Genomic DNA, 24,952 nt, shown 5'->3' with positions numbered 1-24,952 from the left:
CAAATATAAAGAAAGGGGGCTATCAGATGAATATTATAAAGACAATTGTCATTGTAAGCTATTTCATTTTGGGAATCAGCTTAGGCATTTTGATTATTCCTGACATTGCGAAAGATACGAATTTGGTACATACGTATCCATGGCTGACAAACAAGTATATCGCAGCATTATTAGGAATTATCGGCTTCTTTATCATTTTCGGTTTGTTAATACCGAAAATCACGCGGACACTGCGTCGATTAGAAGTGTTTATTATGCGTCACAGTGCTGTTGAAATTCTATTTGCGGCAATCGGATTGATTATGGGACTCTTTATTTCTGTAATGATTGCCTTTATTTTAAATATTATAGGTTCATCACTGTTCCTTCATGTCCTACCTATTATCATTACAGTCTTTTTAAGTTATTTAGGGTTCCAGTTCGGCTTGAAGAAAAGGGATGAGATGTTAGCATTCCTGCCAGAAAAGATGGCACGTTCAGCTTCTATGAACGCACTGCGCGCAACACCGAAAATTATCGATACCAGCGCTGTGATCGACGGTAGAATTTTAGATGTGATTCAATGCGGTTTCTTAGACGGTGAAATCTTGATTCCTCAAGGTGTAATCAATGAGCTGCAAGTGGTCGCAGATTCGACAGACAGCGTCAAAAGAGAGAAAGGCCAAAGAGGTTTGGATATCTTGAATAAAATTCATGACGCAGATCATCCTTCGCAAGTAGTGCATCCGCAAAAATCATATAATGATATCGACGCTTTATTGATTAAACTGGCACATAAATACAAAGCAGACTTGATTACGACAGACTTTAATTTAAATAAAATTTCACGTGTGCAAGGCATTAAAGTACTGAATGTCAACGACTTGTCAGAAGCAGTGAAGCCTACAGTACGTCAAGGGGATCAAATCAACCTTTTATTGACGAAAATGGGTAAAGAGCCGGGACAAGGTGTCGGCTATTTAGAAGATGGCACAATGGTAGTAATTGATGATGCTAAAACATTAGTCGGCCAGCATGTCGATATTGAAATCACAAGCATTCTGCAAACATCATCAGGACGTATCGTCTTTGCGAAATTGATGAAACGCTAGTTTGTTTATTGTTTCACATGGAACAAGGATGCATTTACAGCCGTTTAGTTGAAGCAATGGGCTTACCAAATACGGCTTGTAATGCTACAATAAGTAAGAATGGGTACAGAATTGCCTGGCTATTTCTTGTCAGTCAAAGTCATGCCGATACACAGGTTTTTGACCTTGTCTTGCAAACGATAATCAAGCATTTTCTGATTAATCACTATCTCAAAAGGAAGTATAAAATGTACGGACATTTTGCCGCTTTCTTTTTAATAATCTAAAAATACAGGAGTGAACGAAATAATGAGTGATCGCGTAAGAGTCAGATATGCACCGAGTCCAACAGGTTACTTGCATATCGGAAACGCTAGAACAGCACTATTCAACTATTTATTTGCTAAACATTATGATGGAGACTTTATTGTACGTATTGAGGATACGGATAAAAAACGTAACTTAGAAGACGGCGAATCTTCACAATTCAGCAACTTGAAATGGTTAGGTCTTGATTGGGACGAATCTGTTGATAAAGACAATGGTTATGGTCCGTATCGTCAATCTGAACGTGGTAAATTCTACGATCCTTTAGTAGAACAATTATTAGCAGAAGATAAAGCATATAAATGCTATATGACTGAAGAAGAATTAGAAGCGGAACGCGAAGGCCAAATTGCACGCGGAGAAACACCGCGCTATGCAGGTAAACATGCTCATTTAACACAAGAAGAAAGAGAAGCATTCGAAGCAGAAGGACGTCTTCCGGCAATTCGTTTCCGTGTACCAAAAGGCAAAGTCTATAAATTCGATGATATGGTTAAAGGCGAAGTATCATTTGAATCAGACAACATCGGCGACTGGGTTATTGTGAAAAAAGACGGTGTTCCGACTTACAACTTCGCAGTAGCTGCAGATGACCACTACATGGAAATCTCTGACGTTATCCGCGGTGATGACCATGTTTCAAACACACCTAAACAATTAATGATTTATGAAGCATTTGGTTGGGAACCGCCGCGTTTCGGCCACATTTCATTAATCGTGAACGAACAACGTAAAAAATTAAGTAAACGTGATGGTCAAATCCTTCAATTCATCGAACAATATCGCGACTTAGGCTACTTGCCGGAAGCATTATTCAACTTCATTACATTGCTTGGCTGGTCACCTGAAGGCGAAGAAGAAATCTTCTCTAGAGAAGAATTTATTAAATTATTCGATGAAAATCGTTTGCAAAAATCACCAGCATTCTTCGATAAGAAAAAATTAGCTTGGGTTAACAACCAATACATGAAACAAAAAGACTCAGAAACAGTCTTCGAACTTGCATTGCCGCATTTAATCAATGCAGGATTGATTCCAGAATCACCATCTGAAAAAGATTTAGACTGGGGTCGCAAATTAATCGGTTTATACCAAAAAGAAATGAGCTATGCAGGTGAAATCGTACCGCTTTCTGAAATCTTCTTCAGAGACGAAATCGAGTTAGGAGAAGAAGAACAAGAAGTTATCAACGGTGAACAAGTGCCAGAACTTATTGAACATTTATACGGTAAGTTAGAAGCGTTAGAACCGTTTGAAGCGGCTGAAATCAAAAAAACAATCAAAGAAGTTCAAAAAGAAACAGGTATTAAAGGCAAACAATTATTTATGCCGATTCGTGTTGCAGTAACAGGATCAATGCATGGTCCGGAATTACCGAATACGATTGAAGTATTAGGTAAAGAAAAAGTACTGAACCGTTTAAAAAAATATCTATAATTTCAATGGGGGACACTGCTTGAATTTTCAACGCAAACCACCTATTATTAGAAGTAATTACTGAGGATTAGTAGATAAAGTTTCAAGTCCAGAGAGTGTGCGGCTGCTGCGAGCACATCTTGAGCGTTATTGAATGCACCTTGGTTCAGACAATGATAAATACGGGATTTGAGAGAGTATGTCTTGAAACATTTGTATCACGCATACTGAAGAAGAGTGGAACCGTGCGAAGCACCTCTGACATTAAGTTGTTAGAGGTGCTTTCGTTATATATAGGAGGGGAATAACTTGTTTAAAAGAATGAGAGACGATATAAAAATGGTATTCGAACAAGATCCTGCGGCTAAGACGTCATTTGAGGTTGTGACAACTTATGCAGGATTGCATGCAGTTTGGAATCACTTGCTGGCACACAAACTTTATAATAAAAAGCACTACGTTGCTGCACGTATTATTTCACAAGTATCACGCTTTTTCACTGGGATTGAAATTCACCCCGGTGCCAAAATAGGCAAACGTTTATTTATTGACCATGGTATGGGAGTGGTTATCGGCGAAACTTGTACAATCGGCGATAATGTAACGATTTACCAAGGTGTCACACTCGGCGGTACAGGTAAAGAGAAAGGTAAACGCCACCCTGATATCGGAGATAACGTGTTGATTGCAGCGGGTTCAAAAATTTTAGGCAATATCAAAGTAGATTCAAACGTCAATATCGGCGCAAACTCAGTGGTATTAACGAACGTACCAAGTTATTCAACGGTAGTCGGTATTCCTGGTCATATTGTAAAACAACATGGCAAACGTATTGGTAAAAACTTCGACCATCTCAACTTACCAGACCCAATCTACGAACAAATGAAACAATTAGAGAAACAACTAGAGCAAGTTAAGAATGGAGAGATTCAAGATGATTACATTATATAATACATTAACAAGAAAAAAAGAACCGTTTAAGCCTTTAGAAGAAGGCAAAGTTAAAATGTATGTCTGCGGTCCGACGGTTTACAACTATATTCATATCGGGAATGCGCGTCCAGCTATCAACTACGACGTAGTCCGCCGCTATTTTGAATATAAAGGCTACGATGTGAACTATGTATCTAACTTCACGGATGTGGATGACAAATTAATCAAACGTTCAAAAGAATTAAACGAAAGTGTGCCTGAAATCGCAGACCGTTATATTAAAGCGTTCTACGAAGATACAGGCGCATTGAACGTTAAAAAAGCAACATCTAATCCGCGTGTTATGAATCATATGGATGATATCATCCAATTTATTCAAAACCTCGTGGACCAAGGTTATGCTTACGAAAGTGAAGGCGACGTATACTTCAGAACACGCAAGTTTGAAGGCTACGGCAAACTCAGCCACCAATCTATTGATGACTTAAAAGTCGGTGCACGTATTGAATCAGGCGAGCAAAAAGAAGATGCGTTAGACTTCACATTATGGAAAAAAGCAAAACCGGGCGAAATCAGCTGGGACAGCCCGTTCGGCAAAGGCCGTCCAGGCTGGCATATCGAATGCTCTGTTATGGCATACAATGAATTAGGCGAAACAATCGATATTCACGCAGGGGGCAGCGACTTGCAGTTCCCTCACCATGAAAACGAAATCGCACAATCTGAAGCACATAACCATGCGCCTTTTGCGAACTATTGGATGCATAATGGTTTCATCAATATCAACAATGAAAAAATGAGTAAATCATTAGGCAACTTCGTATTAGTACACGACATCATTAAAGAAGTAGACCCGGATGTACTGCGTTTCTTCATGATCAGCGTACATTACCGCAGTCCAATCAACTACAATATGGAGTTAGTAGAATCAGCGAAAGCAGGATTAGAACGTATCCGCAATAGTTATCAAGCTTTAGAAGAAAGAGAAGCGATTGCATCTGATATCGAAGATCAATCAGAATATATTGAACAAGTGGATGCATTGTTAGAACAATTTGAAACAGTGATGGACGATGACTTCAACACAGCGAATGCGATTACAACTTGGTATGACTTAGCAAAATTAGCGAATAAATATGTCATGGAAAATACGACATCTAAAAAAGTCATCGAACGCTTTAAAGAAGTCTTCCAAATCTTCAGCGATGTCTTAGGTGTACCGTTAAAAGGCAAACAAGAAGAATTGTTAGATGAAGAAATCGAAGCATTAATCGAAGAACGTAATGAAGCACGAAAAAATAAAGATTATGCGCGTGCTGATGAAATCCGCGATGAATTAAAAGCGAAAAATATTATTCTTGAAGATACGCCGCAAGGTGTGAGATTCAAACGTGGATAATGCGCAAAATATTAAACTGCTGAACCCCTTATCACTCGCATATATGGGGGATGCAGTTTTAGACCAATATGTCAGACAGCACATTATCTTAAAGCTGCGTGCTAAACCTAATCGTTTGCATCAGCAGGCGAAACGTTTTGTTTCGGCTAAAAGCCAAGCACTGACGTTGGAAAGCTTAATCGAAGCAGAGTGGCTGACTGAAGAAGAGTTGGAAATTGTCCGCAGAGGCCGCAATGCGAAAAGCCATACCAAAGCAAAAAATACAGATATTCAGACTTACCGCAAAAGTTCAGGGCTGGAAGCTGTTATCGGTTTCTTATACCTAGAAGGCCGTACAGAGCGCCTTGAAGCTTTGCTTTGTCGTATTGTATCTGAAGTAGAAGAAAGGGTGTGATGGATGTGGAAGATTCAGTGATTGTAGGAAGACATGCCGTTAAAGAAGCGATTACTTCTGGGCATCCAATCAATAAGATTCTGATTCAAGATGGTGTAAAAAAGCAACAACTTGATGAAATCTTAAAAAATGCAAAAAAGCAAAAATTAATCGTGCAAACCGTACCAAAAACGAAATTAGATGGATTAGCTGAAGCACCGCACCAAGGTGTTGCGGCCCTCGTTGCGCCCTATGAATATGTTGAGCTGGAAGACTTGTTAGCAAAATTAAAAGCACAAGATCATCTGCCGACTTTAATGTTGTTAGACGGCCTGGAAGATCCGCATAATTTAGGGTCGATTCTAAGAACAGCAGATGCGGCCGGAGTAGACGGTGTCATTATTCCCAAACGCCGTTCAGTGGCTTTAACGCAAACAGTAGCTAAGGCATCTGCAGGTGCGATTCAGCATATACCGGTCACACGTGTTACCAATTTAGCCCAAACAATGGATAAATTGAAAGAAGAAGGCTACTGGATTGCCGGAACTGCAGCTGATAACGCAACAGACTACCGTCAAATGAGTGCAGATATGCCGATTGCAATTGTAATCGGCAATGAAGGTCATGGCATGAGCCGTCTTGTCAAAGAGAAATGCGACTTTTATATTAAAATTCCAATGGTAGGGCATATCAACAGCTTAAATGCATCTGTAGCGGCAAGTTTGATGATGTACGAAATTTATCGCAAACGTCATCCGGTTGGAGAGTAAGTTATGAAGAATAAGGACCGTTATCTAATCATCGACGGCTACAATATGATTGGCCACAGTACCGCTTTGTCTAATCTTGCAAAAGAAAATTTAGAGGAAGCAAGAGAGAAGTTATTACTGGCCATTGGTAATTACAATGCGACTGTGGCAGACGAAGTCATTTGTGTTTTTGATGCATATGAACAAGAAGGTACTGAAAGCGAGTTCTATTATCATGGCGTAAGAACGATTTTTACGAAAGAAAACGAAACAGCCGACAGCTTTATTGAGCGCTTTGTATATGGGTTATATGACAAACATACAACCCATATTGCGGTTGTGACAAGTGATCTGAGCGAACAGCACGCTATATTCGGAACAGGTGCATACCGTATTTCATCCAGAGAAATGTGGCAAAACATCAAATTAAGCGAAGCAAGTGTCAGTTCGACCATGAAAACGTTCAATAATAACAAACCGCGTACACGTATTCAGCTTTCTGATGAAGTATTATCAGAATTTGAAAAAATCAGAAGAGGAGACAATGAAAAATAAGTTTTCTGTATCTTGCTTATTTGATAAGCATTCCGCTATGATAAGTTCACTTTTATGAAAGGATAGAACTTACAGCGATGCAGAAAACTCCATTTCCTCAAGACATTGTCCCTTTAATACAACTTGTACAAGCACATGATGCACAAGCAATGCATAAGCTGCTGAAAAAGCTGCACCCTGAAATTTGCAGGCGTGTTATGCATACATCAATTGCACCGCATGATTGCGAAGACTTGTTGCAAGATATCTCCATAAGAATCAGCAGAAATATTCATCACTTTAAAATCATCGAAGCGACACCCTTCGAGCATTACTTCAATCGCCTTGTCAAAACATCTAAATATGATTACTACCGAAAGCAAGAACGTTTAAAACTTCAGCAAGAGCACTTAATTGAAGAAGCAAAAAGTGTTTACCGCAGTGCGCGTCCTTCAATAGAAGAACAGCTTATTTTAAAAGAGCGTATAGAAATTCTTATGGACTGCTGCAAGAAATTAAGCAAATTAGAGCAAGAAGTAGTACAATATATGTTGGATGATTATTCCCCAAGTGAAACAGCAAAAGCGATGGGCATTAGTGAAAAAACGGTTTATAATGCATTGCACCGAAGTAAAACGAAGCTGCGCAAAATGCATGAATTATTGGATAGTTAAGTGCATTTCGTTACACTTATAGATACAAAGTACAATTCACTAGACGTTTGACAATTTGAGGGTTTCTTATGTATAGTTAGTGAGTATTTAATATAGGTAAGGTGAAGGTATTATGAAGAAAGTCCCGCTTAACTGTGAAATTTGCGGCAATAGAAACTATACCGTACCAAAAAACAGCAACCTTGCAGAAAGACTCGTGTTGAAGAAGTATTGCAAAAAATGCAATGCGCATACAATACACAAGGAATCGAAGTAATTGCTCTTAAGGCCAAGATGAAATTAATGATTAATTGGAGGTACGACAATGGCTGAAGATAAAAACAAAACACCGAAAGAAAGTTTCTTCAAAGGCGTTATATCTGAGATGGAGAAGACGAGCTGGCCGACTGGACCAGAACTCGTAAAATATACAACTATTGTAATTGTTACAGTAATATTTTTCTTAATCTTCTTCTATGCCTTAGATTTGGGAATCGGTAGATTAATAGAATTAATTAGTTAATGAGGAGTGACAGCATGTCTGAAGAAGTTGGAGCAAAGCGTTGGTATGCCGTGCATACTTACTCTGGCTACGAAAATAAAGTTAAGAAAAATTTAGAGAAACGTGTTGAATCAATGAATATGACAGAACAGATTTTCAGAGTTGTCATACCAGAAGAAGAGGAAACACAAGTTAAAGACGGTAAAGCGAAGAAATTAACGAAAAAGACATTCCCTGGTTATGTATTAGTGGAATTAGTCATGACAGATGAGTCTTGGTATGTCGTAAGAAATACACCAGGTGTTACAGGCTTTGTCGGTTCAGCAGGTGCTGGATCAAAACCTAACCCGCTGCTGCCGGATGAAGTTCGCTTTATTTTGAAACAAATGGGAATGAAAGAAAAAACTATCGATGTAGAAGTCGAAGTCGGAGAGCAAGTACGTATCAAATCCGGCCCATTTGCCAACCAAGTCGGTGAAGTTCAAGAGATTGAAGCAGACAAATTCAAACTTACAGTATTAGTAGATATGTTTGGCAGAGAAACTCCTGTAGAAGTAGAGTTTGATCAAATCGAAAAATTGTAATGCAATTCGGGTATTGATTTTACATTTTTTCAATGATATAATATTATGGTCGTGCTTTGGAAGAAGGCGGCCATTTCGTCACGAAATGTTTTAAGAGTGGGAGGGCAAAACTGAGCCCTGTGACCACATCACGATATCAAGGAGGTGCACATCGTGGCTAAAAAAGTAGAAAAAGTAGTTAAATTGCAAATTCCTGCAGGTAAAGCGAACCCAGCACCACCAGTTGGTCCAGCATTAGGTCAAGCAGGTGTGAACATTATGGGATTCTGTAAAGAATTCAACGCGAGAACACAAGAACAAGCAGGTTTAATCATTCCGGTAGAAATCAGTGTATATGAAGACCGTTCATTTACATTCATTACAAAAACTCCACCGGCTCCAGTACTACTTAAAAAAGCAGCTGGCGTTGACAAAGGTTCTGGTGAACCTAACAAAAACAAAGTTGCTACAGTAACTAAAGATCAAGTACGTGAAATCGCTGAAACAAAAATGCCTGACTTAAACGCGGCAGATATTGAAGCGGCAATGCGTATTGTCGAAGGTACTGCACGTAGTATGGGTATCACTGTAGAATAATAGCGTACTTATAAGCAGCTCAATGCAAATTGAGTACTTATTAAACGAAAACGAATAACAATTAGAAACTTGAAACAAATGCGGCAGATGACAAATAAGTGAATCCAATGAAACATGTTGCGAACAATTATGGCGTCATCTGCTCTTAACTTGCGATAGCAAGTAATGTGGGAGGACATTCCGCTAAAACCACTAAAGGAGGAAAATATAAATGGCTAAAAAAGGTAAAAAGTATCTAGAAGCTGCTAAAAAAGTTGACCGTAATGAATATTACGGTGTTGAAGATGCAATCAGCTTAGCTAAAGAAACTAGCGTTGCAAACTTCGATGCTTCTGTTGAAGTAGCATTCCGTTTAGGTATCGATACTCGTAAAAACGACCAGCAAATCCGTGGTGCAGTAGTATTACCGCACGGAACTGGTAAAACTCAACGTGTATTAGTATTCGCGAAAGGTGATAAAGCGACTGAAGCTCAAGAAGCTGGCGCAGATTACGTAGGCGAATCAGAATACGCAACTAAAATCCAACAAGGCTGGTTCGATTTCGATGTAGTAGTAGCTACACCGGACATGATGGGCGAAGTTGGTAAATTAGGTCGTGTATTAGGACCTAAAGGTTTAATGCCTAACCCTAAAACTGGCACAGTAACAATGGACGTTAAAAAAGCGGTTGAAGAAATCAAAGCAGGTAAAGTAGAATACCGTGCTGAGAAAGCTGGTATTGTCCACGCTTCAATCGGTAAAGTATCATTCAGTACTGAAGATTTAGTTGAAAACTTCAAAGCGTTGCAAGACGTTTTAACAAAAGCTAAACCAGCTTCAGCTAAAGGTACTTACTTCAAGTCTGTTGCAGTGTCAACTACAATGGGCCCTGGTGTTAAAGTAGATACTTCAAGCTTCAAACTTTAATATATAAATGAAACTAAGAACTAGAGAAAATGCTAAAGTTGCACAGTGCCAATCGTATAGATTCATATCTGCAAGGCTTTAAAAATATTTTCTCTAGTTTTTTTTAAAACATATTGACATATTACATCGTAACAGTTATATTTATTGATGTGATTATTTTACCTAAGACAGTAGGAGTTAGAAATAACTTAAAATAGTGATCCTACCGAGGCTAAAATTGACTTGAACGTGAACTATAAAACTTTCAAGCACTTTTTGCCGTGGGGTGAAAGTGCTTTTTTTATTGGGTAAGGCTCAAATAAAAAGCACCGAACAAAATTTATATGGAGGTGTCTAAATGTCTGGAATTATTGAAGCTAAAAAACAATTAGTTGACCAAATCGCTGATCAACTTAAAAATTCTGTTTCAACAGTAATCGTGAATTACCGTGGTTTAACAGTAGCTGAAGTAACTGAATTACGTAAACAATTACGTGAAGCAGGTGTTGAGTACAAAGTTTACAAAAACACTATGTTACGTCGTGCTGCAGAACAAGCGGGAATCGAAGGTATTGACGAATTCTTAGTAGGTCCGACTGCTATTGCAACAGCTACTGAAGACGTAGTTGCTCCTGCAAAAGTTATCGCTGGATTTGCTAAAGAACACGAAGCTTTAGAAATTAAAACAGGCGTGATGGACGGTAGTGTTATCTCAGCAGAAGAAGTTAAAACTGTTGGTTCTTTACCATCTCACGACGGTCTTGTATCTATGTTACTTTCTGTATTACAAGCTCCTGTACGCAACTTCGCTTATGCAGTTAAAGCAGTTGGCGAATCAAAAGAAGAAGAAAGTGCTGAATAATCAGTACGCACAAATAATTATTTAAAAAATGGAGGAAATATATAATGGCTAATCAAGAACAAATCATTGAAGCAATTAAAGAAATGTCAGTATTAGAATTAAATGACTTAGTAAAAGCAATCGAAGAAGAATTTGGTGTAACTGCAGCAGCTCCAGTAGCAGCAGCAGGTGCAGCAGGCGGCGGAGACGCAGCAGCAGAAAAAACTGAATTTGACGTTGAGTTAACTTCAGCTGGATCATCAAAAATCAAAGTTGTTAAAGCTGTTAAAGACGCAACTGGCTTAGGATTAAAAGACGCTAAAGAATTAGTAGACAACGCTCCTAAAGTAATCAAAGAAGCTTTACCTAAAGAAGAAGCTGAAAAACTTAAAGAAACATTAGAAGAAGTTGGCGCAACTGTAGAATTAAAATAATTCTATTTAAACAGCCAATAACTAAATGAAAAGAGAACGAGGCTAATTACCATTGTTAATATCGTGAAACATCGTTTCACAGCCTGAATTCTTTGAGAAATGAAAACCCCGTTATTGAGTTAACGGGGTTTTTCTAATGAGTGCAGTTCAATTTTGAATAAAAGGTATTTATAGCAAAACACTGATGTTATGTGTATCCTTAGAGTAAAGGGTGTGCTTGCCTTTATTTAGAATGAAACAAACAGGCTCAAATGATTTCTAAAGAAAAGCAATGAGGTGTAAGTATGAGTCATTATTATGACAAGGATCCAAATGTTGAAAGTCATAAAGAGACGTTTAAATACCATTATCATCAAAATGAATTGAATCTCGTGACAGATGCCGGTGTATTTTCAAAAGGAAAAATCGACTTCGGTTCGGATTTGCTTGTGCGTACGTTCTTAAAAGAACATCCGCCAGGACCGAGCAAAACCATTGTTGATGTCGGCTGCGGCTACGGTCCAATCGGATTGATGATCGCAAAAGTATCACCGCATCATCAAATTATCATGTTGGATGTGAACCACCGTGCACTGGATCTAGCAAAAGAAAATAGTGAAAAGAATCATATTGATAATGTCACTATTTTAGAGAGCGATGGTTTAGCTGAAGTTCAGGATGATTCATGCGACATGGTTGTGACGAATCCGCCAATCAGGGCAGGAAAGTCAGTGGTCCATGGTATTTTAGAAGATGCATATGAGAAGTTGAAGGCAGACGGCGAGTTGTATGTTGTGATTCAAAAGAAACAAGGCATGCCTTCAGCGAAAAAGAAAATGGAAGCTGTTTTTGGGAACGTTGAAACCCTGACTAAAGAGAAAGGGTATTATATTTTAAAAAGCAAGCGTTAACCATTGACAACCATATGAGTTTCTGATATAGTTATAGAATGTAAAAATTTATGTTCAAGAAGTGTGTACTTTTACGTATAAAATAACAAAGTAAATCTTTAATAACACAGAATAGAAAATGGTGTCATCGGGTGTGCTGCCGTTTTCTTTTTGTCTTGTTACCGTTTTGTTTATTTTATAATGTAAGAGACATTCGAACAATTTTTGAGGGGTGAATCTGTTTGGCAGGTAAATTTGTCCAATATGGAAGACATCGTAAACGTAGAAATTACGCGAGAATTTCTGAGGTTTTAGAATTACCAAACCTTATTGAAATTCAAACTAAATCTTATGAATGGTTCTTAAAAGAAGGCTTATTAGAAATGTTTAGAGACATTTCTCCAATCGAAGACTTCACAGGCAACCTTTCTTTAGAATTTGTAGATTATAGATTGGGTGAACCGAAATACGATTTAGAGGAATCTAAGAACCGCGACGCAACTTATGCTGCACCTCTTCGTGTCAAAGTGCGTCTTATTAACAAAGAAACAGGAGAAGTGAAAGACCAAGAAGTCTTTATGGGTGATTTCCCATTAATGACAGATACTGGTACTTTCGTAATTAATGGTGCGGAACGTGTTATTGTTTCGCAATTAGTACGTTCTCCATCCGTATACTTCAATGAAAAAATAGATAAAAACGGTCGCGAAAACTATGATGCAACAGTTATTCCTAACCGTGGTGCTTGGTTAGAGTTTGAAACTGATGCAAAAGATATTGTTTATGTGCGTATCGACAGAACAAGAAAATTACCGTTAACTATATTATTACGCGCGCTAGGCTATTCAACTGATCAATCAATTATTGATTTATTAGGCGATAATGAATACTTGCGCAACACATTAGAAAAAGACAGTACTGAAAATACTGATCAAGCTTTATTAGAAATTTACGAACGTTTACGCCCTGGCGAACCACCTACAGTAGAAAACGCGAAAAGCTTGCTTTATTCTCGTTTCTTCGATCCAAAACGCTATGATTTAGCAAGTGTTGGTCGCTATAAAATGAATAAAAAACTTCATTTAAAACATCGTTTATTCAACCAAAAATTGGCTGAACCGATTGTTAATACTGAAACAGGTGAAATTGTTGCTGAAGAAGGCACAGTTTTAGACCGTCGTAAACTAGACGAAATTATGGATGTTTTAGAATCTAATGCAAACATCGAAGTAGATGAATTAGATGACAGCATCGTTAACGAACCTGTTGAAACACAATCAATTAAAATCTATGTACCTAATGATGAAGAAGGCCGTACAACAACAGTAATCGGCAACGCATTCCCTGATTCAGAGGTTAAATGCATTACACCGGCTGATATTGTTGCTTCAATGTCTTACTTCTTCAACTTATTGTATGGTGTAGGTCAAACTGACGATATTGACCACTTAGGCAACCGTCGTTTACGTTCAGTAGGCGAATTATTGCAAAACCAATTCAGAATCGGTCTTTCAAGAATGGAACGTGTGGTACGTGAAAGAATGTCTATCCAAGACACTGATTCAATTACACCGCAGCAATTAATCAACATTCGTCCGGTAATTGCATCTATCAAAGAATTCTTTGGCAGCTCTCAATTATCACAATTCATGGACCAAGCGAACCCATTAGCAGAATTAACACACAAACGTCGTTTATCTGCATTAGGACCTGGTGGTTTAACACGTGAACGTGCCCAAATGGAAGTACGTGACGTGCACTATTCTCACTATGGCCGTATGTGTCCAATCGAGACACCTGAGGGTCCGAACATTGGTTTAATCAACTCGTTATCAAGTTATGCACGTGTTAACGAATTCGGATTTATCGAAACACCATATCGTAAAGTAGACCATGATAAAAATGCGGTAACAGATCAAATCGATTACTTAACTGCTGATGAAGAAGACAGTTATGTCGTTGCCCAAGCGAACTCTCGTTTAGATGACGAAGGTCGTTTCTTAGACGAAGAAATCGTTTGTCGTTTCCGTGGTAACAACACAACTATGGACAGAGAGAAAATGGACTACATGGACGTTTCTCCTAAACAAGTTGTTTCTGCTGCGACAGCATGTATCCCATTCTTAGAAAACGATGACTCTAACCGTGCGTTAATGGGTGCGAACATGCAGCGTCAAGCAGTACCATTGATGAATCCTGAATCTCCATTTGTAGGTACAGGTATGGAACATGTTGCTGCACGCGACTCAGGTGCTGCAGTTATCAACAGACATTTCGGTCGTGTTGAACATGTTGAATCAAACGAAATTAAAGTTCGCCGTATCATCGAAGAAGATGGTCAAGAATATGATGGCGAAGTAGATACGTATAGATTAGCTAAATTCAAACGTTCTAACTCAGGTACATGTTATAACCAACGTCCGATTGTTAAAGTCGGAGATGTTGTATCACAAGGCGAAATCTTAGCTGACGGTCCTTCTATGGAACTTGGCGAGATGGCACTTGGACGCAACGTAGTTGTAGGTTTCATGACATGGGACGGTTATAACTACGAGGATGCTGTAATCATGAGTGAACGTCTTGTTAAAGACGACGTTTACACTTCAATTCATATCGAAGAATATGAATCAGAAGCACGTGATACAAAATTAGGACCTGAAGAAATCACACGTGATATTCCGAACGTTGCAGAAAGCGCACTTAAAAACCTAGATGAACGCGGTATTGTTTATGTAGGTGCAGAAGTTAAAGACGGCGACATTTTAGTTGGTAAAGTAACACCTAAAGGTGTCACTGAATTAACTGCTGAAGAACGCTTATTACATGCAATCTTTGGTGAAAAAGCACGTGAAGTCCGCGATACTTCATTACGTGTACCACATGGTGCAGGCGGTATTGTTCTAGACGTTAAAGTCTTCAACCGCGAAGACGGCGACGATTCATTATCTCCAGGTGTAAACCAACTTGTACGTGTTTACATCGTTCAAAAACGTAAAATCCACGTTGGGGATAAAATGTGCGGTCGTCACGGTAACAAAGGTGTTATCTCTAAGATTGTTCCTGAAGAAGATATGCCTTACTTACCAGACGGAACACCTATTGATATCATGTTAAACCCATTAGGTGTACCATCACGTATGAACATCGGACAAGTACTTGAATTGCACTTAGGTATGGCGGCTAAAAACTTAGGTATTCATGTCGCATCACCAGTATTCGATGGTGCCAACGATGATGATGTTTGGTCTACAATCGAAGAAGCAGGTATGGCAAGAGATGGTAAAACTGTATTGTATGATGGACGTACAGGCGAACCATTCGATAACCGTATTTCTGTTGGTGTAATGTACATGTTGAAACTTGCACACATGGTTGACGACAAATTACATGCGCGTTCAACTGGACCATACTCACTTGTTACGCAACAACCACTTGGCGGTAAAGCTCAATTCGGTGGACAACGTTTCGGTGAGATGGAGGTATGGGCACTTGAAGCATATGGTGCTGCATACACATTGCAAGAAATCCTAACTTACAAATCTGATGACACTGTAGGTCGTGTAAAAACTTATGAAGCGATCGTTAAAGGTGAAAACATCTCTAGACCAAGTGTTCCGGAATCATTCCGCGTATTGATGAAAGAATTACAAAGTTTAGGTCTTGATGTTAAAGTCATGGATGAAGATGATAAAGAAATTGAAATGTCAGATATGGATGATGATGATGTGAACGAACATAAAGTGAACATCCAACAATCTTCAATCCCTGAATCTCAAAAAGAAATCACTGACTAATATATTTCAATGTTCAATAAGCAAATAGCGTAATGTTTAAAATTCAAATATCATAAGGCAGCATTAGGCAATGTACTGCATTGCCTTTATGCACCTTTAATATTTTTCAATTTATTGATCATTTATCAATCAAATAGCACAGCTAATCTAAATTGAAGGAGGTAGGCTCCTTGATTGATGTAAATAATTTCCATTATATGAAAATCGGCCTTGCTTCACCTGAAAAGATTCGTTCATGGTCATACGGTGAAGTTAAGAAACCTGAAACAATCAACTATCGTACTTTAAAACCTGAAAAAGATGGTTTGTTCTGCGAAAGAATTTTCGGACCTACAAAAGACTGGGAATGTAGTTGCGGTAAGTACAAACGTGTACGTTATAAAGGTATGGTTTGTGACCGTTGCGGCGTTGAAGTAACTAAATCAAAAGTACGTCGTGAAAGAATGGGCCACATTGAACTTGCGGCACCTGTATCACACATTTGGTACTTCAAAGGTATCCCAAGCCGTATGGGTCTATTATTAGATATGTCTCCAAGATCATTAGAAGAAGTCATTTACTTCGCATCTTATGTTGTGGTTGATCCAGGCCCAACAGGTCTTGAGAAAAAATCATTGCTTTCAGAAGCAGAATACAGAGATTACTATGACAAATTCCCTGGTCAATTCGTAGCAAAAATGGGTGCTGAAGGTATCAAAGACCTATTAGCAGAAATTGACTTGGATGAAGAGTTGAAAGAGTTGCGTACTGAATTAGAATCAGCTACTGGTCAAAGATTGACACGTGCAATCAAACGTTTAGAAGTAGTTGAATCATTCAGAAACTCTGGTAACGAACCTTCATGGATGATTTTGGATGTACTTCCGATTATCCCGCCGGAAATCCGTCCAATGGTTCAATTAGACGGCGGACGTTTTGCGACAAGTGATTTAAACGACTTATATCGTCGTGTCATCAACCGTAACAACCGTTTGAAACGTTTATTAGATTTAGGTGCACCTGGCATCATCGTTCAAAACGAAAAACGTATGCTGCAAGAAGCAGTAGACGCATTAATCGATAACGGTCGTCGCGGCCGTCCAGTAACTGGTCCGGGTAACCGTCCTTTAAAATCACTTTCACACATGCTGAAAGGTAAACAAGGTCGTTTCCGTCAAAACTTATTAGGTAAACGTGTCGACTACTCTGGTCGTTCAGTTATCGCCGTTGGTCCAAGCTTGAAAATGTACCAATGCGGATTACCTAAAGAAATGGCGTTAGAATTATTCAAACCTTTCGTAATGAAAGAATTAGTTCAACGCGAAATCGCAACAAACATCAAAAATGCGAAAAGCAAAATCGAACGTATGGAAGACGAAGTATGGGATGTTTTAGAAGATGTAATCAGAGAACACCCAGTACTTTTAAACCGTGCGCCTACACTTCACAGATTAGGTATCCAAGCTTTCGAACCAACATTGGTTGAAGGCCGTGCGATTCGTCTGCACCCATTGGTTACAACAGCTTACAACGCTGACTTCGATGGTGACCAAATGGCTGTTCACGTACCTTTATCTAAAGAAGCACAAGCAGAAGCACGTATGTTGATGCTTGCGGCACAAAACATCTTGAACCCTAAAGACGGTAAACCAGTTGTTACACCATCACAAGATATGGTACTTGGTAACTATTACCTTACTTTAGAGCGTGAAGATGCTGTGAATACAGGAGCTATCTTCAATGACGCTAATGAAGTCTTGAAAGCTTACCAAAACGGTTATGTACACTTGCATACACGTATCGGTGTACACGCAGGTTCATTCCATAACCCTACGTTCACAGAAGAACAAAACAGCAAGATTCTTACAACAACAGTTGGTAAAGTAATCTTCAACGAAATTATTCCGGATTCATTTGCTTACATTAATGAACCATCACAAACAAACTTAGAAGATAAAACACCTGATAAATACTTCGTCAGCGCAAGCGAATTAGGCGAAGGCGGCTTGAAAGCATACTTTGAAGAACAAGAACTTGTTGATCCATTCAACAAAAAATTCTTAGGAAATATCATCGCAGAAGTGTTCAATCGCTTCAGCATTACTGATACTTCAATGATGCTTGACCGTATGAAAGACTTAGGTTTCAAATTCTCTTCTAAAGCAGGTATCACTGTTGGTGTATCTGACATTGTGGTATTACCGGATAAACAAGAAATCTTAGACGAACACGAAAAATTAGTTGAACGTGTTCAAAAACAATATAACCGTGGTTTAATCACTGAAGAAGAACGTTATAATGCTGTCGTTGAAATTTGGACAGATGCTAAGGATGAAATTCAAGGCAAATTGATGAAATCCCTAGAGAAAACGAACCCTATCTTCATGATGAGTGACTCTGGTGCCCGTGGTAACGCATCTAACTTTACTCAGTTAGCCGGTATGCGTGGTCTGATGGCCGCTCCATCAGGTAAAATCATCGAGTTGCCGATCACATCTTCATTCCGTGAAGGTTTAACAGTGTTAGAGTACTTCATCTCTACTCACGGTGCGCGTAAAGGTCTTGCCGATACAGCACTTAAAACTGCCGATTCAGGTTACCTTACTCGTCGTCTGGTTGACGTGGCACAAGATGTTATTGTTCGTGAAGAAGACTGCGGAACTGACCGCGGCTTGCTTGTATCTGACATTAAAGAAGGTACAGAAATGATCGAACCATTCATCGAGCGTATTGAAGGCCGTTACTCTAAAGAAACGGTACGTCATCCAGAAACAGATGAAGTGTTAGTAGAACCAGATCAATTAATCACACCAGAAATCGCAAAACGCATTACAGATGCTGGTATTGAGCAAATGTATATCCGTTCAGCATTTACATGTAACACACGTCATGGTGTATGTGAAAAATGTTACGGTAAAAACCTTGCGACTGGTGAAAAAGTTGAAGTTGGTGAAGCGGTTGGTACAATCGCAGCACAATCTATCGGTGAACCAGGTACACAGCTTACAATGCGTACCTTCCATACAGGCGGGGTAGCCGGAAGCGATATCACACAAGGTCTTCCACGTATCCAAGAGATCTTCGAAGCACGTAACCCTAAAGGTCAAGCTGTTATCACTGACATTGAAGGTACTGTTGAAGACATCAAACTTGCGAAAGACCGTCAACAAGAAATCGTGATTAAAGGTGCAAACGAAACAAGATCTTATCTTGCTTCAGGTACTTCACGTCTTAAAGTTGAAAAAGGCCAACACGTTGAACGCGGTGAAGTCTTAACTGAAGGTTCTATCGAACCTAAGCACTACTTATCAGTAGCAGGCTTAAATGCGACTGAAAGTTACTTGCTTAAAGAAGTTCAAAAAGTTTACCGTATGCAAGGTGTAGAAATCGACGATAAACACGTTGAGGTTATGGTACGTCAAATGTTACGTAAAGTACGTATCATCGAAGCTGGCGATACTAAATTATTACCAGGTTCATTAGTAGACATCCATAACTTCACAGATGCGAACAGAGAAGCATTCAAAGAACGCAAACGTCCAGCAACTGCTAAACCAGTATTGCTTGGTATTACTAAAGCGTCTCTTGAAACAGAAAGCTTCTTATCAGCCGCATCATTCCAAGAAACAACACGTGTCCTTACTGATGCAGCTATCAAAGGTAAACGTGATGACTTGCTTGGACTTAAAGAGAACGTTATTATCGGTAAATTGATTCCTGCAGGTACAGGTATGAGACGTTACAGCGATGCTAAATACGAAAAACATATCGATCCTCAAGTTAAAGAGGCAGTTGAAGTACTTGCGGAAGATACACCGCAACAATAATAAATATTAATTTTGAAGCCAATACTGCTTTCGCAAGAAAGCGGGTATTGGCTTTCTTTTATTGGATAATTTGAAATAAAAATTGTAAGAAATCAGTGAAGATGTTTGAAATTCTTTCTGAATTTGTTATGATTAAAAAAGTCGACAGTATATTTAATAATAGTGTTGACGCAACCTATGGAAAGTGTTACTATTATAAAGGTTGATGCAAGCAAAACTTTGGAGGATAGTCAATGTCTAATGAAAAAGTTGCACGCTTTAACAAACACCATAGTGTTGTTGGTTTGAAAGAGACGCTCAAAGCGCTCAAAAAGAACCGAGTTACATCATTGATTATTGCTCAAGACGTTGAAGTTTATTTGCTGTCAGACGTGTTAAGTAAGATCAATCATAGCGATATATCTGTTTCATTTTTCGAAAGCAAGAAAGCTTTAGGAGAATTTGCAGGTATCAACGTAGATGCAGCAATTGTTGCTCTATTGAAATGAGAATTAGTAAGTAATTATGCTTACTAAATTTTATTTAACCTAAAAATGAACCACCTGGATGTGTGGGATTATAAAACAGGAGAGGAGGACATCTTAAATGCCTACTATTAACCAATTAGTACGTAAACCAAGAAAAAGCAAAGCTAAGAAATCAGATTCACCAGCTTTGAACAAAGGTTTTAACAGTATGAGAAAACAATTTACTGACTTGAACTCACCACAAAAACGTGGCGTTTGTACTCGTGTTGGTACAATGACACCTAAAAAACCTAACTCAGCGTTACGTAAATATGCGCGTGTTCGTTTATCAAACAACATCGAAGTAAACGCATATATCCCTGGTATCGGCCATAACTTGCAAGAACACAGTGTTGTACTTGTACGTGGAGGTCGTGTAAAAGACTTACCTGGTGTGCGTTACCATATCGTTCGTGGTGCACTTGATACTTCAGGTGTAGAAGGTCGTATGCAAAGCCGTTCATTATACGGTACTAAACGTCCTAAAAAATAAGTTTAAGATTACGTAAATTTTCGAGATAGATTATGAGATTATACTATAATATGAAGGGAGGACTCTGATTATGCCTCGTAAAGGATCAGTACCAAAAAGAGACGTTTTACCAGATCCAATTCACAACTCTAAGTTAGTGACAAAATTGATTAACAAAATCATGTTAGATGGTAAGCGCGGAACAGCTCAAAGAATTCTTTATTCAGCATTCGACCTTGTACAAGAACGCAGTGGTCGCGACGCAATGGAAGTATTCGATGAAGCAATCAACAACATCATGCCAGTATTAGAAGTTAAAGCTCGCCGTGTAGGTGGCTCTAACTACCAAGTACCTGTTGAAGTACGTCCAGAACGTCGTACTACTTTAGGTTTACGTTGGTTAGTGAACTATTCACGTCTTCGTGGTGAAAAAACTATGGAAGAACGTTTAGCTAACGAAATCTTAGATGCAGCTAACAACACAGGCGGCGCAGTTAAGAAACGTGAAGATGTACACAAAATGGCTGAAGCGAACAAAGCATTCGCTCACTACCGCTGGTAAGATTCAAGGTTTAACCCTGAGTATGTTCGCATGGTACTACCATAGGCATGCTTAGGGCATCGCCATATACAAAGTATTTACTCAGTAATTACTGGAAGGAGAAACAATACAATGGCTAGAGACTTTTCTTTGGAAAAAACTCGTAACATTGGTATCATGGCTCACATTGACGCAGGTAAAACAACGACTACTGAACGTATCCTGTTTTACACTGGACGTATCCACAAAATTGGTGAAACTCACGATGGTGGGGCACAAATGGACTGGATGGAACAAGAACAAGACCGTGGTATCACAATCACATCAGCAGCAACAACTGCACAATGGCATGATCATCGTGTCAACATTATCGATACTCCAGGACACGTAGACTTCACAGTTGAAGTTGAACGTTCATTACGTGTACTTGACGGTGCGGTTACAGTACTTGATGCGCAATCAGGTGTTGAACCACAAACTGAAACAGTTTGGCGTCAGGCTACTACTTACGGAGTTCCTCGTATCGTATTCGTAAACAAAATGGACAAATTAGGTGCTAACTTCGAATATGCAGTAAGTACTTTACACGATCGTTTAGACGCTAACGCTCAAGCGATCCAATTACCAATTGGTGCCGAAGACGAATTTGAAGCTATCATTGACTTAGTTCAAATGAAATGTTTCCAATACAATGGTGACTTTGGTGAAGAAGTAGTAGAAATCGAAATTCCAGATGACTACAAAGACAAAGCAGCTGAAGCTCGTGAAACATTAATCGAATCAGTAGCTGAAGTTAACGAAGAGTTAATGGAAAAATATTTAGAAGGCGAAGAAATTTCAGTTGATGAATTGAAAAAAGCTATTCGTCAAGCAACTCTAGATATCGAATTCTACCCAGTACTTTGCGGTACTGCTTTCAAAAACAAAGGTGTTCAATTAATGCTTGACGCAGTAATTGACTACTTACCATCACCATTAGATGTTAAACCAATCGTTGGTCACCGTGCTAGCAACCCTGATGAAGAAATCATTGCTAGAGCAGATGACGATGCAGAATTCGCTGCATTAGCATTCAAAGTTATGACTGACCCTTACGTTGGTAAATTAACATTCTTCCGTGTGTACTCAGGTACAATGAACTCTGGTTCATACGTGAAAAACTCTACTAAAGATAAACGTGAACGTGTAGGTCGTTTATTACAAATGCACGCAAACACTCGTAAAGAAATCAGCACAGTTTACTCAGGCGATATCGCTGCTGCGGTAGGTCTTAAAGAAACTGGTACTGGTGATACTTTATGCGGTGAGAAAAATGACATTATCTTGGAATCAATGGAATTCCCAGAACCTGTTATTCACTTATCAGTAGAACCAAAATCTAAAGCTGACCAAGATAAAATGACTCAAGCTTTAGTTAAATTACAAGAAGAAGACCCAACATTCCATGCACATACTGATGAAGAAACTGGACAAGTTATCATCGGCGGTATGGGTGAACTTCACTTAGACATTCTTGTAGACCGTATGAAAAAAGAATTTAACGTTGAAGCTAACGTTGGTGCGCCAATGGTTTCATACCGTGAAACATTCAAAACACCAGCTAAAGTTCAAGGTAAATTCTCTCGTCAATCTGGTGGTCGTGGTCAATATGGTGACGTTCATATTGAATTCACTCCAAACGAAGTTGGCGCAGGTTTCGAATTCGAAAACGCTATCGTTGGTGGTGTAGTTCCACGTGAATACATTCCATCAGTTGAAGCTGGTCTTAAAGATGCTATGGAAAACGGTGTATTAGCTGGTTATCCATTAATCGACGTAAAAGCTAAACTTTACGATGGTTCTTACCATGATGTCGATTCATCTGAAATGGCCTTCAAAATCGCTGCTTCATTAGCACTTAAAGAAGCTGCTAAAGTTGCAGATCCAGTAATCTTAGAACCAATGATGAAAGTTGAAATCTTAATGCCTGAAGAATACATGGGCGACATCATGGGTGACGTAACAGCTCGCCGTGGACGCGTAGATGGTATGGAACCACGTGGTAATGCTCAAATGGTTCGTGCATACGTACCGCTTTCAGAAATGTTCGGTTACGCAACTTCATTACGTTCTAATACTCAAGGTCGCGGTACTTACACTATGTACTTCGATCACTATGAGGAAGTTCCAAAATCAATTTCTGAAGAAATCATCAAGAAAAATAAAGGTGAATAATTGATTCATCTTTAGTTCTGAGCCAAGTTTCCGCTTGGCAGGGTTCCTTAATTGATTTTTTGAACCAAATGCTTTATAAAGGAATTAGCCCTTTACAACTTAACAATCAGCTCTCATGGTGGTGAGAAACTATCATGAGAGATAATTTAAATAACTTTTTAACAAGAAGAGGAGAGATTTCATAATGGCTAAAGAAAAATTCGATCGCTCAAAAGAACATGCCAATATTGGTACTATCGGTCACGTTGACCATGGTAAAACAACTTTAACAGCTGCTATCGCAACTGTATTAGCAAAAAATGGTGACACTGTAGCACAATCATACGACATGATTGACAACGCTCCAGAAGAAAAAGAACGTGGTATTACAATCAATACTTCACACATCGAGTATCAAACTGACAAACGTCACTATGCTCACGTTGACTGCCCAGGACACGCTGACTATGTTAAAAACATGATCACTGGTGCTGCTCAAATGGACGGCGGTATCTTAGTAGTATCTGCTGCAGATGGTCCAATGCCACAAACTCGTGAACACATTCTTTTATCACGTAACGTTGGTGTACCAGCTTTAGTTGTATTCTTAAACAAAGCTGACATGGTTGATGACGAAGAATTATTAGAATTAGTTGAAATGGAAGTTCGTGACTTATTATCTGAATACGACTTCCCTGGTGACGATGTACCAGTTATCGTTGGTTCTGCATTAAAAGCTTTAGAAGGCGACCCAGAATACGAACAAAAAATCTTAGACTTAATGCAAGCTGTAGATGACTACATTCCAACTCCAGAACGTGACTCTGATAAACCATTCATGATGCCAGTTGAGGACGTATTCTCAATCACTGGTCGTGGTACTGTAGCTACAGGCCGTGTTGAACGTGGTCAAATCAAAGTCGGTGAAGAAGTTGAAATCATCGGTATCACAGAAGAAAGCAAAAAAACAACAGTTACAGGTGTAGAAATGTTCCGTAAATTATTAGACTACGCTGAAGCTGGTGACAACATCGGTGCTTTATTACGTGGTGTTGCACGTGAAGACGTACAACGTGGACAAGTATTAGCAGCTCCTGGCTCTATTACTCCACACACTAAATTCAAAGCTGATGTTTATGTTTTATCTAAAGATGAAGGTGGACGTCACACTCCTTTCTTCACTAACTACCGCCCACAATTCTACTTCCGTACTACTGACGTAACAGGCGTTGTTAACTTACCAGAAGGTACTGAAATGGTAATGCCTGGGGATAACGTAGAAATGACTGTTGAATTAATCGCTCCAATCGCGATTGAAGACGGTACTCGTTTCTCTATCCGTGAAGGTGGACGTACTGTAGGATCAGGCGTTGTTACTGAAATCCAAGCATAATTTCGACTAGCTTAGTTGAATTTATAATAAAGGGTCTCTCTTATGAGGGACTCTTTTTTTACATAATAAAGCAGCAATGCGCCGCCCTTTTACGGTGTGCA

The 24,952-nt window shown here is 39.0% G+C and carries 23 protein-coding genes and 1 other annotated feature; all 23 genes read left to right on the top strand.

Translation table 11 applies throughout. The features are described 5' to 3' along the window. The first annotated feature begins 26 nt into the window (after nucleotides 1-26). The 23 genes from DVJ99_RS09110 (at nucleotide 27) to tuf (ending at nucleotide 24,851) form a co-directional block, all read left to right on the top strand. Entirely contained in the window at nucleotides 27-1,091 is a 1,065-nt protein-coding gene (locus DVJ99_RS09110; protein WP_114603973.1) for a PIN/TRAM domain-containing protein, read from the top strand. A gap of 288 nt (nucleotides 1,092-1,379) precedes the next feature. Then, entirely contained in the window at nucleotides 1,380-2,834 is a 1,455-nt protein-coding gene (gltX, locus tag DVJ99_RS09100) for a glutamate--tRNA ligase (protein WP_105994731.1), read from the top strand. 300 nt (nucleotides 2,835-3,134) lie between these two features. Continuing rightward, nucleotides 3,135-3,764, top strand: a complete 630-nt coding sequence (gene cysE / locus DVJ99_RS09095; RefSeq protein ID WP_199790696.1) for a serine O-acetyltransferase — start codon at nucleotides 3,135-3,137, stop codon at nucleotides 3,762-3,764. Beyond that, complete coding sequence (gene cysS, locus DVJ99_RS09090; RefSeq protein WP_114603971.1) at nucleotides 3,748-5,145, top strand: cysteine--tRNA ligase; 1,398 nt, start codon at nucleotides 3,748-3,750, stop codon at nucleotides 5,143-5,145. Before cysE ends, cysS begins: the two co-directional genes overlap by 17 nt. Continuing rightward, nucleotides 5,138-5,539: a Mini-ribonuclease 3 gene (locus DVJ99_RS09085; protein ID WP_232166814.1), complete on the top strand. Its 402-nt coding sequence runs from the start codon at nucleotides 5,138-5,140 to the stop codon at nucleotides 5,537-5,539. Before cysS ends, DVJ99_RS09085 begins: the two co-directional genes overlap by 8 nt. 5 nt (nucleotides 5,540-5,544) lie before the next feature. Beyond that, nucleotides 5,545-6,288, top strand: a complete 744-nt coding sequence (rlmB, locus tag DVJ99_RS09080) for a 23S rRNA (guanosine(2251)-2'-O)-methyltransferase RlmB (RefSeq protein WP_114603987.1) — start codon at nucleotides 5,545-5,547, stop codon at nucleotides 6,286-6,288. Nucleotides 6,289-6,291: 3 nt separating this feature from the next. Continuing rightward, nucleotides 6,292-6,822 carry an NYN domain-containing protein gene (locus DVJ99_RS09075; protein WP_105994728.1) on the top strand — a complete coding sequence of 177 codons (531 nt, stop codon included), beginning with the start codon at nucleotides 6,292-6,294 and terminating at the stop codon, nucleotides 6,820-6,822. A gap of 77 nt (nucleotides 6,823-6,899) precedes the next feature. After that, nucleotides 6,900-7,475 (top strand): RNA polymerase sigma factor, encoded by a 576-nt coding sequence (locus DVJ99_RS09070; protein ID WP_114603970.1) that lies wholly within the window; start codon nucleotides 6,900-6,902, stop codon nucleotides 7,473-7,475. Between the two features lie 112 nt (nucleotides 7,476-7,587). Further along, on the top strand, nucleotides 7,588-7,731 hold the full coding sequence (rpmG, locus tag DVJ99_RS09065; protein ID WP_105994726.1) for a 50S ribosomal protein L33: 144 nt from the start codon (nucleotides 7,588-7,590) through the stop codon (nucleotides 7,729-7,731). A 48-nt stretch (nucleotides 7,732-7,779) separates the two neighbouring features. Then, nucleotides 7,780-7,977 carry a preprotein translocase subunit SecE gene (gene secE, locus DVJ99_RS09060; RefSeq protein WP_105994725.1) on the top strand — a complete coding sequence of 66 codons (198 nt, stop codon included), beginning with the start codon at nucleotides 7,780-7,782 and terminating at the stop codon, nucleotides 7,975-7,977. 14 nt (nucleotides 7,978-7,991) lie between these two features. Further along, a complete protein-coding gene (nusG, locus tag DVJ99_RS09055) occupies nucleotides 7,992-8,540 on the top strand; it encodes a transcription termination/antitermination protein NusG (protein WP_012664220.1) in 549 nt (182 codons plus the stop codon). A gap of 153 nt (nucleotides 8,541-8,693) precedes the next feature. Continuing rightward, entirely contained in the window at nucleotides 8,694-9,116 is a 423-nt protein-coding gene (gene rplK, locus DVJ99_RS09050; protein WP_002481326.1) for a 50S ribosomal protein L11, read from the top strand. A gap of 211 nt (nucleotides 9,117-9,327) precedes the next feature. Beyond that, the gene (rplA, locus tag DVJ99_RS09045; protein ID WP_105994724.1) at nucleotides 9,328-10,023 is read left to right on the top strand and encodes a 50S ribosomal protein L1; all 696 of its coding nucleotides are present in this window, start codon (nucleotides 9,328-9,330) and stop codon (nucleotides 10,021-10,023) included. 143 nt (nucleotides 10,024-10,166) lie between these two features. After that, nucleotides 10,167-10,313: a sequence feature (ribosomal protein L10 leader region), on the top strand. A gap of 47 nt (nucleotides 10,314-10,360) precedes the next feature. Further along, complete coding sequence (gene rplJ / locus DVJ99_RS09040) at nucleotides 10,361-10,864, top strand: 50S ribosomal protein L10 (RefSeq protein ID WP_105994723.1); 504 nt, start codon at nucleotides 10,361-10,363, stop codon at nucleotides 10,862-10,864. Nucleotides 10,865-10,908: 44 nt separating this feature from the next. Continuing rightward, nucleotides 10,909-11,277: a 50S ribosomal protein L7/L12 gene (gene rplL, locus DVJ99_RS09035; protein WP_002481329.1), complete on the top strand. Its 369-nt coding sequence runs from the start codon at nucleotides 10,909-10,911 to the stop codon at nucleotides 11,275-11,277. 284 nt (nucleotides 11,278-11,561) lie between these two features. Next, nucleotides 11,562-12,167 carry a class I SAM-dependent methyltransferase gene (locus tag DVJ99_RS09030; protein WP_114603969.1) on the top strand — a complete coding sequence of 202 codons (606 nt, stop codon included), beginning with the start codon at nucleotides 11,562-11,564 and terminating at the stop codon, nucleotides 12,165-12,167. 221 nt (nucleotides 12,168-12,388) lie between these two features. Next, on the top strand, nucleotides 12,389-15,940 hold the full coding sequence (gene rpoB / locus DVJ99_RS09025; RefSeq protein ID WP_114603968.1) for a DNA-directed RNA polymerase subunit beta: 3,552 nt from the start codon (nucleotides 12,389-12,391) through the stop codon (nucleotides 15,938-15,940). Nucleotides 15,941-16,137: 197 nt separating this feature from the next. Beyond that, nucleotides 16,138-19,746, top strand: coding sequence for a DNA-directed RNA polymerase subunit beta' (gene rpoC, locus DVJ99_RS09020; protein ID WP_232167249.1), 3,609 nt, complete (start codon nucleotides 16,138-16,140; stop codon nucleotides 19,744-19,746). A 233-nt stretch (nucleotides 19,747-19,979) separates the two neighbouring features. Continuing rightward, on the top strand, nucleotides 19,980-20,234 hold the full coding sequence (locus tag DVJ99_RS09015) for a ribosomal L7Ae/L30e/S12e/Gadd45 family protein (protein WP_105993383.1): 255 nt from the start codon (nucleotides 19,980-19,982) through the stop codon (nucleotides 20,232-20,234). 97 nt (nucleotides 20,235-20,331) lie between these two features. Continuing rightward, nucleotides 20,332-20,745 carry a 30S ribosomal protein S12 gene (rpsL, locus tag DVJ99_RS09010; protein ID WP_002481334.1) on the top strand — a complete coding sequence of 138 codons (414 nt, stop codon included), beginning with the start codon at nucleotides 20,332-20,334 and terminating at the stop codon, nucleotides 20,743-20,745. Nucleotides 20,746-20,815: 70 nt separating this feature from the next. Further along, complete coding sequence (gene rpsG, locus DVJ99_RS09005; protein WP_002481335.1) at nucleotides 20,816-21,286, top strand: 30S ribosomal protein S7; 471 nt, start codon at nucleotides 20,816-20,818, stop codon at nucleotides 21,284-21,286. A gap of 111 nt (nucleotides 21,287-21,397) precedes the next feature. Beyond that, nucleotides 21,398-23,479, top strand: coding sequence for an elongation factor G (fusA, locus tag DVJ99_RS09000; protein ID WP_105993384.1), 2,082 nt, complete (start codon nucleotides 21,398-21,400; stop codon nucleotides 23,477-23,479). A 184-nt stretch (nucleotides 23,480-23,663) separates the two neighbouring features. Beyond that, nucleotides 23,664-24,851 (top strand): elongation factor Tu, encoded by a 1,188-nt coding sequence (gene tuf, locus DVJ99_RS08995; protein ID WP_105993385.1) that lies wholly within the window; start codon nucleotides 23,664-23,666, stop codon nucleotides 24,849-24,851. Nucleotides 24,852-24,952 lie beyond the last annotated feature (101 nt).

Origin of the sequence: Staphylococcus sp. EZ-P03 (assembly GCF_003344575.1) — a bacterium.
GTDB classification, from domain to species: domain Bacteria; phylum Bacillota; class Bacilli; order Staphylococcales; family Staphylococcaceae; genus Staphylococcus; species Staphylococcus simulans_B.
Note: the sequence above shows the minus strand (reverse complement) of the source record. Positions and strands in the feature narration are given on the sequence as shown.

What these genes read in the sequence shown, in the direction of transcription:
- rplA (WP_105994724.1), top strand. Translation starts at nt 9,328, where the DNA reads ATGGCTAAAAAAGGTAAAAAGTATCTAGAAGCTGCTAAAAAAGTTGAC.
- cysE (WP_199790696.1), top strand. Translation starts at nt 3,135, where the DNA reads ATGAGAGACGATATAAAAATGGTATTCGAACAAGATCCTGCGGCTAAG.
- cysS (WP_114603971.1), top strand. Translation starts at nt 3,748, where the DNA reads ATGATTACATTATATAATACATTAACAAGAAAAAAAGAACCGTTTAAG.
- rpsG (WP_002481335.1), top strand. Translation starts at nt 20,816, where the DNA reads ATGCCTCGTAAAGGATCAGTACCAAAAAGAGACGTTTTACCAGATCCA.
- gltX (WP_105994731.1), top strand. Translation starts at nt 1,380, where the DNA reads ATGAGTGATCGCGTAAGAGTCAGATATGCACCGAGTCCAACAGGTTAC.
- rplJ (WP_105994723.1), top strand. Translation starts at nt 10,361, where the DNA reads ATGTCTGGAATTATTGAAGCTAAAAAACAATTAGTTGACCAAATCGCT.
- tuf (WP_105993385.1), top strand. Translation starts at nt 23,664, where the DNA reads ATGGCTAAAGAAAAATTCGATCGCTCAAAAGAACATGCCAATATTGGT.
- rpsL (WP_002481334.1), top strand. Translation starts at nt 20,332, where the DNA reads ATGCCTACTATTAACCAATTAGTACGTAAACCAAGAAAAAGCAAAGCT.
- fusA (WP_105993384.1), top strand. Translation starts at nt 21,398, where the DNA reads ATGGCTAGAGACTTTTCTTTGGAAAAAACTCGTAACATTGGTATCATG.
- DVJ99_RS09075 (WP_105994728.1), top strand. Translation starts at nt 6,292, where the DNA reads ATGAAGAATAAGGACCGTTATCTAATCATCGACGGCTACAATATGATT.
- nusG (WP_012664220.1), top strand. Translation starts at nt 7,992, where the DNA reads ATGTCTGAAGAAGTTGGAGCAAAGCGTTGGTATGCCGTGCATACTTAC.
- rplL (WP_002481329.1), top strand. Translation starts at nt 10,909, where the DNA reads ATGGCTAATCAAGAACAAATCATTGAAGCAATTAAAGAAATGTCAGTA.
- DVJ99_RS09015 (WP_105993383.1), top strand. Translation starts at nt 19,980, where the DNA reads ATGTCTAATGAAAAAGTTGCACGCTTTAACAAACACCATAGTGTTGTT.
- rpoC (WP_232167249.1), top strand. Translation starts at nt 16,138, where the DNA reads ATGAAAATCGGCCTTGCTTCACCTGAAAAGATTCGTTCATGGTCATAC.
- DVJ99_RS09110 (WP_114603973.1), top strand. Translation starts at nt 27, where the DNA reads ATGAATATTATAAAGACAATTGTCATTGTAAGCTATTTCATTTTGGGA.
- secE (WP_105994725.1), top strand. Translation starts at nt 7,780, where the DNA reads ATGGCTGAAGATAAAAACAAAACACCGAAAGAAAGTTTCTTCAAAGGC.
- DVJ99_RS09030 (WP_114603969.1), top strand. Translation starts at nt 11,562, where the DNA reads ATGAGTCATTATTATGACAAGGATCCAAATGTTGAAAGTCATAAAGAG.
- rpmG (WP_105994726.1), top strand. Translation starts at nt 7,588, where the DNA reads ATGAAGAAAGTCCCGCTTAACTGTGAAATTTGCGGCAATAGAAACTAT.
- DVJ99_RS09070 (WP_114603970.1), top strand. Translation starts at nt 6,900, where the DNA reads ATGCAGAAAACTCCATTTCCTCAAGACATTGTCCCTTTAATACAACTT.